Source organism: Pullulanibacillus sp. KACC 23026 (assembly GCF_029094525.1).
Lineage (GTDB): Bacteria > Bacillota > Bacilli > Bacillales > Sporolactobacillaceae > KACC-23026.
Genome location: NZ_CP119107.1, coordinates 4,574,608 through 4,587,174, shown reverse-complemented (window position 1 = coordinate 4,587,174; position 12,567 = coordinate 4,574,608). Strand labels below are relative to the sequence as shown.

At 39.6% G+C, this 12,567-nt stretch carries 10 protein-coding genes; 7 read left to right on the top strand and 3 right to left on the bottom strand.

Annotated features, from left to right (window positions below; genetic code table 11):
• Positions 1 to 57 precede the first annotated feature (57 nt).
• From mraY to PU629_RS21280, 4 genes are all read left to right on the top strand, one after another.
• Positions 58 to 1,026: a phospho-N-acetylmuramoyl-pentapeptide-transferase gene (gene mraY, locus PU629_RS21295; RefSeq protein WP_275282021.1), complete on the top strand. Its 969-nt coding sequence runs from the start codon at positions 58 to 60 to the stop codon at positions 1,024 to 1,026.
• Between the two features lie 306 nt (positions 1,027 to 1,332).
• Positions 1,333 to 1,872, top strand: a complete 540-nt coding sequence (locus PU629_RS21290) for a GNAT family N-acetyltransferase (protein ID WP_343076296.1) — start codon at positions 1,333 to 1,335, stop codon at positions 1,870 to 1,872.
• A gap of 98 nt (positions 1,873 to 1,970) precedes the next feature.
• On the top strand, positions 1,971 to 2,639 hold the full coding sequence (locus PU629_RS21285; RefSeq protein ID WP_275282019.1) for an alpha/beta hydrolase: 669 nt from the start codon (positions 1,971 to 1,973) through the stop codon (positions 2,637 to 2,639).
• A 144-nt stretch (positions 2,640 to 2,783) separates the two neighbouring features.
• A complete protein-coding gene (locus tag PU629_RS21280) occupies positions 2,784 to 4,760 on the top strand; it encodes a S9 family peptidase (protein WP_275282018.1) in 1,977 nt (658 codons plus the stop codon).
• A gap of 432 nt (positions 4,761 to 5,192) precedes the next feature.
• Here PU629_RS21280 and PU629_RS21275 read toward each other — a convergent pair whose 3' ends face one another.
• The gene (locus tag PU629_RS21275) at positions 5,193 to 5,864 is read right to left on the bottom strand and encodes a TIGR00266 family protein (RefSeq protein ID WP_275282017.1); all 672 of its coding nucleotides are present in this window, start codon (positions 5,862 to 5,864) and stop codon (positions 5,193 to 5,195) included.
• 248 nt (positions 5,865 to 6,112) lie between these two features.
• Between PU629_RS21275 and PU629_RS21270 the strand changes: the two genes are divergently transcribed.
• The 3 genes from PU629_RS21270 (at position 6,113) to PU629_RS21260 (ending at position 10,951) form a co-directional block, all read left to right on the top strand.
• Positions 6,113 to 7,039, top strand: coding sequence for an AEC family transporter (locus PU629_RS21270; protein WP_275284511.1), 927 nt, complete (start codon positions 6,113 to 6,115; stop codon positions 7,037 to 7,039).
• A gap of 334 nt (positions 7,040 to 7,373) precedes the next feature.
• Positions 7,374 to 9,185: a cation:proton antiporter family protein gene (locus tag PU629_RS21265; RefSeq protein ID WP_275284510.1), complete on the top strand. Its 1,812-nt coding sequence runs from the start codon at positions 7,374 to 7,376 to the stop codon at positions 9,183 to 9,185.
• Positions 9,186 to 10,531: 1,346 nt separating this feature from the next.
• Complete coding sequence (locus PU629_RS21260) at positions 10,532 to 10,951, top strand: hypothetical protein (RefSeq protein WP_275282016.1); 420 nt, start codon at positions 10,532 to 10,534, stop codon at positions 10,949 to 10,951.
• A 21-nt stretch (positions 10,952 to 10,972) separates the two neighbouring features.
• Here the strand turns inward: PU629_RS21260 and PU629_RS21255 are convergent, their stop codons facing one another.
• On the bottom strand, positions 10,973 to 11,860 hold the full coding sequence (locus PU629_RS21255) for a LysR substrate-binding domain-containing protein (RefSeq protein ID WP_275282015.1): 888 nt from the start codon (positions 11,858 to 11,860) through the stop codon (positions 10,973 to 10,975).
• A 72-nt stretch (positions 11,861 to 11,932) separates the two neighbouring features.
• Positions 11,933 to 12,556 (bottom strand): phosphatase PAP2 family protein, encoded by a 624-nt coding sequence (locus tag PU629_RS21250; RefSeq protein WP_275282014.1) that lies wholly within the window; start codon positions 12,554 to 12,556, stop codon positions 11,933 to 11,935.
• Positions 12,557 to 12,567: the final 11 nt, after the last annotated feature.

Below are 12,567 nucleotides of genomic sequence, written 5' to 3'. Positions count from 1 at the left end.
AATGGGATTTTAAAGGAGCAACTAGTAATTAGAATAAAGGAGAGGAGTTATAAAAAAGTGATTAGACTCATCACCCCAGGATTGATAGCATTTACATCTGTGGTTATCCTTTCACCCTTGCTAATTACGCTATTAAAGCAGCTGGAGCTTACCCAACCCATTAGGAAAGAGTTACCCTCTGACCATCAATTAAAAAAGGGTACCCCTTTAATGTATGGAAGTATTTTTTTCGTAGGGATTCTGTTAGCGCTTTTTTACCTTCAAACACCAACAATGCTTTTCTTAATAAGTACATACCTTTTATTTAGCTTTGTCGGTTTTATAGATGATTTCTGGAAAGCATCACGACAAGATCCAGGAGGAATATCAGGTAAAACCAAGTTAGTCTTACAATTTGCTTTCACGGTCCTATTACTTTTTTATCTTGTTTATGGACAAGAAATCAATTCCACAATTGATTTGTATAAAAATATCTCATTGGATTTACCAACTGCGTTATATTTTGCAATCATCACTTTATTTATTGTAGGATCGGCCAATGCTATTAATTTTACGGATGGATTGGATGGCTTGTTGGGAGTCGTATCCATTCCGGTTTATTTTTTCTTTTTTATAATCTCAGACAGATTAGAAGTGAAATTGTTTTGTTTAATTATGATTGGGTGCCTATTAGGCTTTCTTATTTTTAATATTTTCCCTGCTAAAGCTTTTATGGGAGATACAGGTTCAATGGCAATTGGGGGCTCGCTTTCCTTCCTCGCTGTTTATGAAAAAGTAGAGCTTTTAATTCCAATCCTATTTTTTATTTTCTTCGTAGAACAATTATCCGTTATTCTGCAAGTTTTATTTTTTAAACTAACAGGAAAAAGACTTTTTAGATTTACCCCCATCCATTTTCATTTTAGATTAAAATATAATTGGTCAGAAACCATGATCGTTACTGTATTTGGATTAATATCTTGGCTTTGTATTTTTATTTGTTTAGTTTATTGGAAGTTTTTTTTGCAAATAACAAATAGGAGCTAACAATCTGAAGCAACTAAAAAAGTCCAATTTCTTAGTAGAGTACTGAGAAATTGGGCCTTTTAATATTAAAATGTCTATAAACTTTCTAGCAACATTTTCACAGAACTGAATTGATTCCAAAGTGATATTCGCAAACCATGTGTTTTTATGTATAGAAAAGGGACATTTACTACTCTCTTAAAATCTTTACCTAATTCTCGCCAAAGGGAAGCATAGTGAATTTTTTCTAACATAAAAAGGAAAATAATGCTATTCTAAAGTATAGAATATTCGGTTTAACGAACACTGAATTTACTTGAAATAGAGGTGAAAAGCGTGATTTTAGAGAGTGAACGATTATATTTACAACCGTTTAAGGTGGAAGACTCCCCTAGAATTGCAGAATTAGCGAACAACAAAGAGCTAGCCGATATATTAGGTCTTCCACATCCGTACAAATTGGAGATGGCACAAGATTGGGTGGCTTCCCAGCCGGAACTAATAAGTAAGGGAATAGAATATCCTTTCGCAATCTATCAAAAAGAATCAAATGAAATAATAGGGACGATTACCATAAGAATTGATAAGAATAATAATAAAGGCGAGTTGGGCTATTGGATGGGTAGAAATTATTGGGGTAAGGGATATGCAAGTGAGGCAGTTCGCGCATTGATTTTCTTTGGGTTTAATGAACTGAATTTAAATAAAATTTGTGCATCAGCCTTATCTAAAAACAAGGCCTCAATTAAGGTCTTGGAAAAAAACGGATTAAAAAAAGAAGGAATGTTGAAACAGAATAGACTCCTTTTAGGCAACTATGAAGATGTAAACGTGTATGGACTTTTGAAAAGTGAATACTACCAATGAACTTGTTTCACTATATAAGCGATACTTAAAGAATAGAATATATGGTGTTATTCTTATCGAAGTAAAATTAAATATAAAAAATGGGAGGGGGATATAACGTGAAATTTATAAACAGTAGCGTAGACGGATACAAAGGAATGAAGATACCGTACACATTGTATGGAAAAACAAATCATTCAAAGGATCTAGCCATTTTACTCCCAGGGTCTGGTTATACCGTTAACAGTCCCGTGTTCCATTATTCATCGGATATTTTCTTCAATCATTCCATCGATATTTTAGAAGTAAACTATCCGTACAAGCATGAATTTTATAATGATTTTAGTTCTGAAGAATTATATACTGCTGTAAAATTCGATTCAAGAAAAGTAATAGATACGGTTCTTGAAACCAACTTTTATAACAATTTTTACTTTATAGGAAAGTCATTAGGCACTATCGCTTTGAGTTCTCTTTTGAGTAAGGACGTTTTTAAGGATGCAAAAGTCATTTGGTTAACGCCAATATTAAATTGCAATGAAGTGTATGAAGCTATGATTAAGAATAAACATGAAGGGCTATGCTTTATCGGTGATAATGACCACTTTTACACAGAGGAATTGTTTTTAAAACTAAGAAATAATGAAACTATCCAATCAAAACTACTAAAGGGTGTAAATCATAGTCTTGACAACGATGATGACCCTATAAAATCCATTGATGTCTTAAAAACCATTATTACTGATATAGATAAGTTTATTATTAAAACAACTAGTGAAGAAAATTAAAGTGCGTTTATTGATAAAAAGGTGCCCCAAGTTAACTTTTGAGGGGGCACTTTTTTTATATTTTACAACCGTTATTTCTCTTAGAAAAAAAGGAATGGAAGGTGGGTGTCGAATTGAATACCATAGGATAATTTTAGGAGGGATATGATGAGTAAGAAGGTTAGCTATTTATCGATAGAGGAAATCGTGTCTTTGCCGATGTATACAGATACTTCCATTAGTGATGATGGGGAGTATGTCGCGTATGTCAAACAAACGACGGATTGGGAAGAGAATACTTATCCGCAGCATGTTTGGCTTTACCATGTAAAATCAGGTAACAGCTACCCGGTATCAGCAGGTCAAAATGAAAGCATGAGCCCGAGATTCTCGAACGATTCGCAGACACTTGCTTATATAAGTCCTGTTGGAGAAGGGGAAAAGAAGAAAAAACAACTGTTTATACATACCTGTGGGACAACCGAATCGATTCAAGTCACCCATTCAGAGCAAGGTGTTGATCGTTTCAAATGGTCACCTGATGGGAAGGGAATTTACTTTATAGCAAAGCGTCCTGAAACTGAAAGGATGAAAAAACGAAAAGAGCTTTATGGTGAATTTACGTATGTCGATCAGGATTTTCAATTTAATGATTTAGTCTATGTCGGTCTCGAAAGCGCCAAACGTACTCAGTCACTCCCTAAAGATTTAAAAGAAAAGGATGAGCTCGAGGCGGTTAGTCCATTCAATATCACCTTAGATGTCTATATTCACGATTTTGATATTTCCCCAACTCATGAAACCATTGTTTTTACAGCAGCCCCCTCATCGAGAATGATTGACTACCAAGAATCAAAGGCCTACATGCTAGATATTCGGACTAAAGAAGTGACACCTTTGGACCTCACATCGCTCCTTGCCGGAACACGTGTCCTTTTCTCTCCAGATGGTTCTAAGCTATGCTACACTCGTTATTTAGAGGAAAAGGCATTTTTTAATAATGAAACTTTAGAAATTTATGATTTACATTCCAAAGAGACTAGCCTGCCTATGAAGTCAATTGATGAGAATGTGAGCCCGATTCGCTGGACCATGGCAGGAATCTTAATCAGCTGGCAGAATCGAACTAACTACCTAGCTGGTTTGGTGACGGAGGAAGGCGAGTTGACGTCATTAGTTGCCGAGGAAGATTCCGTTGCCTTAAATAGCTCCATAACGAACGATGGCAAGCAATTTGTTTGTGTGAAGGCGACTTCAGAAAAACCGCTTGAAGTCTATGTGGACGGTCAAGCGATTACTGAGCAATATAAGCTTTACGAGGGGAAAGTAAAAAGTCAAAAAGAAGTGATACATTGGCGGACACGTGATGGATTGGAGATTGAAGGGATCTTATCTAAGCCTGTGGACTATGATGCCTCAAAAAGCTATCCGCTTATTCTCGCCGTCCATGGTGGACCGGCCGGCACGTCTCTTGCCATCCCTACAATGAACAAATATCAGCCGGTCGAATCTTTCGTTGAAAAGGGCTTCCTTGTCTTAGAACCCAATTACAGAGGCAGTGCGGGATATGGGGAGGCTTTTAGGAAAGCTAATTTTCGGAAATTAGGTCTTGGCGATTATGAGGATGTCATTTCAGGTGTGGATTATCTCATTGAAAACAGGAATGTTGATCGTGACAAAGTTGGGATATTAGGCTGGAGTCAAGGCGGCTATATATCCGCTTTTTGTGCGACCTACAGCAACCGGTTCAAAGCTATCTCTGTCGGAGCGGGTATTTCAAACTGGATGACTTACTACGTTAATACAGATATTACTCATTTCACCCGTTTCTATTTGGGGAGCGACCCATGGAAGGATGAGGAGATCTATCGCCGAACCTCGCCGATGACTTATATTAATAATGCCTCAACACCAACCTTAATCCAGCATGGTGAAGTCGACCCGCGCGTCCCTGTTCCAAACGCTTATGAACTCTACCGTGGGTTAAAAGATGTAGGAGTCGAGACGGAACTCGTTATTTTTAAGGGGATGAAGCATGGGGCCACAAAACCAGGGATTAACCGTGCCATCCTTAAACAAAACTTAGATTGGTTTTCTCATTATATTTTAGGTGAACCGAGAGATGAGAAGAGAGAATACTAAGTAAAGCGAACAAAAAGGTCATAGGTAAGAAGTTTCGCTGCGGTGGACGATCCCGTCAAAGCGCATGCTAAAAAATAGCTTGACTATTGTTGTTAATTTTTTTACTAAAGCTGGTCATTGAGTAACCAGAAATAAGCGGAGATTTTCCGGTTAGACGGTAAAATAGAGCTCAGATGCGGGCAAATAAGCGGAGGTTTTCCGGTTAAGCAGGGAAAAACACCTCCGATCCAGGCTTTCTGGAGTGAATAGCCGGAATTTTTCCGTCTATTCAAGCTATTTTCAGTGCTATTTTCTAATTAAGAGAAAATTCTCCGCTTATTTATCAAATCCACGGTAGCGACTCCTATTAAAGGCAAAAGCTTGGGAAAAACCCCAAGCTTTATTCAATACGGCGAGGTTAGAGTTTCTCCACGTTATTGGAACGACTCGCTTTTATTTTCCTACATACGGTTTTATAACTTCTGCTAACCCATGAAGGCTTAAGGTATGGAGCCAAACTTTGCCGGAGCCTGTCAGTTTTACTAAAAACAGACCGTCACCGCCCAAAAACATATTTTTAAAGCCTTTCATACTTTGCACTTCAAAGCTAACTCTTGATTCATAAGCCGCGAGATGCCCTGGATGTACCAAAAGCGTTTCACCCTCATTGAGATCCAGTTCTTCAACTTCACCGTCAACGGAGATGAAAGCGAGTCCGCTCCCCTCAAGCTTGTTGTAAATCAATCCGTTTCCACCAAAAAAGCCTGTCAGACCCATATTCCCAACCACATCAAGGGCGACGGTTTCTTCCGCACAAAGAAAGCTATGGCGCTGCACATGGATGGAGCGGTAATCATCCATCTTTAATGAAACGATATGACCGGGCATGCGGGTGGTAAACGAGACATGACCGTCCCCTTTAACAGCCTTAAAATGATTGAGAACAGCGGTATTACCTGAGATGACTCGTTTAAAAACACCGCCCACTCCTCCTGTAAAATTGGTGTTTAATTCAATGGTTGGGGACATAGAGAGCAGGGATCCCGCTTCGCTATATATGGATTCCCCATCTTCAAGATGAATTTGCAACGATTGCATGGTGCTTCCTTTTATATGATAGTCCATAAAAATGCCTCCTAGGGTTTCTGCTTTTCATTGATTTTATTTTGTTGAGTAGATAGGCTCTAAGAATAAATACGTAGTCAGTTATCAAAAGTTACAGAATTCATAATAGGAAATTGAGGGCACTCTTATTCTAGTGTTTTAATTCGTGGGAAAAACCATCATATAATATAAAATAAAAGAGCAAGGCTATGCGAATTCACGGCTTTGTGTCTTGGTCATCTGGGGATAGAAAGGAATGCTTGGCGCTTATGAATGTTTTGTTTCTGATCTTGATTCATATTATTTTGCCTATCTTTCTGCTAATTGCTGCTGGAGCATGGCTTCACCGTCTATTTAAGTTTGATATGAACACATTGTCGAAAATCAATACTTATTTGTTAATGCCGGCGGTGAGCTTCGCTAATCTCTATCAAAGTAAGATGGGTGGGGCGGAGGTTATTCATGTCATTGGTTTTCTTCTTCTGCAAAATCTGTGTATGATCATTCTAAGTTCAGGCTTGTCGAGGCTATTTAAGTTTGAGCGAAGTCTTTCCTCTACTTTTAAAAATAGCGTTGTTTTAATGAATTCTGGAAATTTTGGTCTGCCTGTCAGTCAACTTGTGTTTGAACATAATCCTTTGGGGGCATCTGTTCAGGTGGTTGTTCTAATCGTTCAAAACCTGCTTACTTACACTTACGGATTATATAATGCTTTATCGGTAAGAAATAAGGGGTTCGGGGCTATTAAAGTCTTTTTGAAGATGCCTGTTATTTATGCCTTCCTTCTAGGCTTATTCTTTCACTCTTTTTCAATAAAGCTTCCTGACTTTTTGTGGTCCCCTATTAAAAACGTATCCAATGCCTTTGTCGCGATCGCATTGATCACATTGGGGGCACAAAGCGCTTTTCTGAAAATCAGCCGTTTTTCTTTTCCATTAATTTTAACGCTCATTGTTCGATTGCTTGTTTCGCCTTGTTTGGCGCTGCTCATCATCATAGTCCTACACTTGCATGGTGTTATTGCTCAGGCTTTATTGATCGCAAGCTCCTTTCCAACTAATCGGAATAGCTCCCTCTTTGCTTTGGAATACAATAACCATCCTGAATATGCCGCCCAAGCTGTGCTCGTTTCGACTCTATTTAGCATCATAACTGTCACGATTGTGGTGTATGCTTCTCAATTACTTTTTCCATAAAGGCACTTCTACGCTCACTTTACAAGAGGGTGACTTCAAAAATCGATAGCCTCCCAGGGTGAGGGGCGTTTTACGGAACTGCAACCAGAAAATAGCCTATTTGTCAGTAAATATGTCAAGACAGGTGACAAAATAAATGGAATTTGGCTAAACTAAAACGAATAGGGATGAAGGAGTTGTTAATATCCTAACCCGAGTTAGAGGTCCTCAAAAAGGTTTGTCAGGTCGAACGCTATGATTAGAGTTCGTTTATATAACTATGTTAAACTGTACCTCTAAGCTCATCTAAATATGATTGAAATGAAAAGGAGGCATGCTGTTCGTGGGTTCACTAATGCTTGTCATGATCACCTCTTTTTTAATTCCTATCTTCCTTCAGAGATTTCGATTACATATCGTACCTGTTGTGGTTGCAGAAATAGTGGCAGGGATCATCCTCGGAAAAAGCGGCTTTAATTTTATTCATCTTAATAATTGGCTTGATATCATCTCATCATTGGGATTTATCTTTTTAATGTTTTTAAGCGGTCTTGAAATCGACTTTCGTTTGCTGTTCCAAAAGCAGAAAAAGGCTGCAAATAAAGCAAAGGAACCGAATTCTCTGTTCGTCGCTTTATCGATCTTCATCGGTGTCCTCATCATTTCCTATCTCCTGTCACTGATGTTTAAGCAAATCCACTTGACCAAAAGTGCCATGTTTTTAACACTCGTCATTTCCACCATTTCACTGGGTATTGTCGTACCTGCATTAAGAGATGCCAACATCTCTAAATTAAAAATTGGTCAAACCATTCTCTTAACTGCAGTTGTCGGGGATTTGGCGACAATGGTCCTTTTGACGGTATTTGCTTCTGTTTTTTCTAAAGGCAATCAAAACACATGGCTAATTTTGATTTTGTTCGGAGCCGGCGTAATTTTTTATTTTCTGCTGCAGGGGATGAAGAAACTCCCTTATGTTGACAAGTTGGCTAAGGGGAACGTGCAAATTGATACAAGAGCCATTTTCACTCTTATAATTGCATTAGTAGCCATTTCGGAAACAGTTGGTGCAGAGAGTATACTTGGGGCCTTTTTAGCAGGGGCATTGGTCTCCTTGCTGTCGCCGAATCCTGAGATGGTCCGAAAGCTCGATTCATTTGGCTACGGCTTTTTTATTCCCACCTTTTTTGTCATGGTTGGAGCCAAGATGGAACTGCAGGATACCTTGACCAATCCGAAAACCTTGCTCTTAATTCCGTTATTGCTTGTGGCTATGTATGTGGCCAAAGTCATTCCAACCCTTATTTTGAAAAAGTGGTATACATGGGACCGAGTCATTGGCTCTGGCTTGTTATTGTCGTCCAAGCTGACATTAGTCATTGCCGCCACCAGTATTGGAACTAAGTTAGGGATTATTTCAGCGACTCAATCTTCTGCCTTGATTTTAGTCGGGGTATTGACATCGATTGTCTCACCGATCTTGTTTAAGGCTATCTTTCCAAAGCAGCAGGAAGATCTATTAACGGTATCGATTCTTGGAGCGAATGAGATTACGTTGCCGGTTGCTATCGAGCTTGTTAAGCAGGATTATAAAGTCGTGGTATATGGGAATCAAGAGGCAAATGACCGGTTTGATCATCTGGAAGAGTCCAGCCATCTTACAAAACTTGTCTTAAATGAATTCTCCATTCAAGAATTAGATGAGAATAAGGCATTTGACAACAAGATTGTGGTCATTGCGACTCCCAATGAGAAGCTGAATGTAGACATCGCTTCCTATGCTAAGAACAAAGGAATGGAGCATGTTATTGTCAGGGCCGAAAATCCGATTCTTCATGATCAGTTGATTAAGAATGAAGGCTATGGTGTTTTTTCAACGCTGTATTCTTCTAAGGTATTGCTCAAAGCTATGATTATGAATCCTAGTCTGATGCGGTTGATAACCGATCAAGACGGACATATTAAAGAAATTAAAATGCGAAATTGGGATTACAGCGGCGTGACCCTTCGAAGCTTACCGTTTCTTGGCAATGCGTTAGTGCTGCAAATCATCCGCAACGATGAAGTCATCATACCGCACGGGAATACAAAATTGCTTTATGGAGACAGAATCTTAATTAATGGTGATGAAGAACAATTAGAAGTCTTTGCAAAAGAATTTAAGTAAAGAGCCAATAGAATCCTTTGCGAAGGAATTTAAGCAATGAGCCAAAAACTATTAGAAGACCCGTACGAGAAGAACCTTTCCCCTACTACTGGAAAGGTTCTTTTCGTTTGAGGAGGAGTGCATGCGTTAACCGCGGCGGCTATTCAAGTGTAACGAGAATCCGCTAAACCCCGGAAAACGGCGAAAAATTAGGGAAATAGCGAATCCTGGTTACGCTCAAATGAAATAGGCGTAACGAGAATACGCTAAACCCCGGAAAACGGTGAAAAATTAGGAAATAGGGAAACGACGTTACGCCTAAATAAAATAGGCGTAACGAGAATACGCTAAACCCCGGAAAACGGCGAAAATACAGGAAATAGGGAAACGACGTTACGCCTAAATAAAATAGGCGTAACGAGAATACGCTAAACCCCGGAAAACGGCGAAAATACAGGAAATAGGGAAACGACGTTACGCCTAAATAAAATAGGCGTAACGAGAATACGCTAAACCCCGGAAAACAGCGAAAAATTAGGGAATAGGGAAATGCCGTTACGCCTAAATAAAATAGGTGTAACGAGAATACGCTAAACCCCGGGAAACGGCGAAAAATTAGGGAATAGGGAAACGCCGTTACGCCTAAATAAAATAGGCGTAACGAGAATACGCTAAACCCCGGGAAACGGCGAAAATACAGGAAATAGGGAAACGCCGTTACGCCTAAATAAAATAGGTGTAACGAGAATCCGCTAAACTCCCGGGAAACGGCGAAAAAACAGAGAATAGGGAAACGCCGTTACACCTAAATAAAATAGGCGTAACGAGAATCCGCTAAACCCCCGGGAAACGGCGAAAAAACAGAGAATAAGGAAATGCCGTTACACCTAAATAAAATAGGCGTAACGAGAATCCGCTAAACCCCCGGGAAACGGCGAAAAAACAGAGAATAAGGAAACGCCGTTACGCCTAAATAAAATAGGCGTAACGAGAATACGCTAAACCCCGGAAAACGGTGAAAAATTAGGAAATAGGGAAACGCCGTTACGCCTAAATAAAATAGGCGTAACGAGAATACGCTAAACCCCGGAAAACAGCGAAAAAACAGAGAATAAGGAAACGCCGTTACGCCTAAATAAAATAGGTGTAACGAGAATACGCTAACTAGCCGAAATCCGTCTATTTTTAAAATTAAGCGTAACCAGATTCGCTTATTAGCCACCCCCGCCCATCCGCCTATCCGCCGCTCCCGTGAAACAAGCGTAACGTCATGCCCCTTTTAAAAAAGGGCGATGGGAGCCTTCGCAAGACTTGTACCACTTTCATAAACTAATTGTGAAGGGAATTAACAAAGGAGGTCTTTGCATATGAGCATGGTAAATCTGTTTGTTCTCTTCGGTTTGTTGATGGTGGTCTCCGTTCTCTTTCTTTGGAGGAGGAGTCGTCAGAAAGGAACGCAAGCTACTCTAAAATGGGAGTTGGGTAAAGAAGTTGTTGTGGAGTATACTCCTGTTTTTAAAGTTCGGGACCGCGTTGTTCAAATAAAGGGGATCCAATCGGTGTCTAAAAATCAAATTGTCCAATACGCGGTTATTAGAAAACGCTGGCGACTCATTCCAAACTACTATGGGTCTTATCATATAAAAGGTAATTATTCGAAGGACCGTCCCTTTGAACACCTCTTTAAGTTTGTACCAAATGGCGGGGGCTACCAGATTGAAATCAGTCACTCTGGTGGTGTGAGTCAAGGCGAATTAGATGTCAGAGGCGAGAAACCTGCATCGTAACCGGCTGAAATTTCGCTCGTTTTAAAACTCTTGTAAAGATTGAAGAAGCGTAATGAACACTTCTGTTGCTTTGGTATGATAGGTTTCATCTGGCAGCACCAAAGAAAATTGCCGTGTCATTGGGAAGCCATCCACTTTTAAAATGGACAAGGATCCCCATTTGAGCTCCTTGCGCATGGTTGACTCTGAAAGAAGCGAGATACCAAGCCCTGCTTCAATGGATTCCTTTATCATCTGTGTACTTCCAAACGACATGGTATCCTGCGGGGAAATGCCCATCTGGTTAAAAGCAGTATCCTGCAGTACTCTTGTCCCGGACCCTTCCTCACGAATCATCCATGTCTCTTTTTCAAGGTCTTTCGGGACAAGGTTTTTTTTAAATAATAGAGGATGGTTGCTTGAGACAACAATGGACATCTTATCCTCCATGAAAGGGGTAATGTTGACACGTGTCGCTGAAAAGTCGCCGCCTTCAATAATGCCAATGTCTAACTGATGACGAAGGACGGAATCAATGATATGGGTTGAGTTTTCAATTGTCACACTGGGCTGAATTAAAGGGTATTGATCATGCAGTTTGGCGATTAAGTGCGGTAAAATATATTCACCAAACGTAAAACTTGAACCAATTTTTAGAGCCCCGCTAGCCATCTGGGTTAAGTCGGCGAGAAGGCTCTCCATTTTTGTATACAGGCCTAATATTTGTTTGGCATGGTGATAGACAATTTCTCCAGCCTTATTAAGTTTGACATATTTGTTGGTCCGATCTAATAATTTTGTCCCCATCTGTTTTTCTAGGGAGTGAACGTGATTGCTGACGGCCGGTTGGGTCATATGTAAAATGTCAGCTGCCCGTGTGAAGTTAGCTTGCTCGGCTACAGTCACAAAGACAAGAAGGGATTGGTCCATTCCTATCACCTCTGAAAAAAGTTGCGAAATGAAAGCTATCCCCTATTATAAACTAATATTTACATAATGTTTCTAGGATTCAATTTGTTTATAGATAAAAATGATTAAAGATAGCCAAGCAAGCCCCGCTGAATAGCCTCCAATAATATCGAGAGGATAATGGACCCCTAAATAAACACGGCTCATCCCAATTAAGAGAATGAACAAGGCAGCAATTAATAAGGTTAGCCATTTTGCCCAAATAGGCCCCAAAAATTCCATAAGCAAGAAAGCAAGAAAGCCGTAGAAAACCATCGCATTCATGGAGTGACCGCTTGGAAAGCTATAGGACCCGGCATACACGAGATGCTCGACTTCAGGTCGAGGCTTTAGTAGTAAATGCTTTAATAAAACATTCAACAAGGCAGAGCCAATGAGATTAATCGGTACAAAAATAAGCCCTTTGTAATTTTTCATGAGACTTAGACCAAGCATGAGAATGAGACTCACCATAATGTATAAGGGAGCCGATCCTAGACGGGTCATTCTTGTAAAGAAGTCCAAATAAGCGCCATTTGAATAGTTATAGATCAATCGTTGGAGTGTTAAATTGATTTGAGATAAAAAAGGCTGTTCGTATAATAGAGATAAGGCCAAAAATAAAAGACTAAAGATAATAAGTGATATAAAATGACGGTTGAGTTGAGGGCTGCGCATGATCACGATCC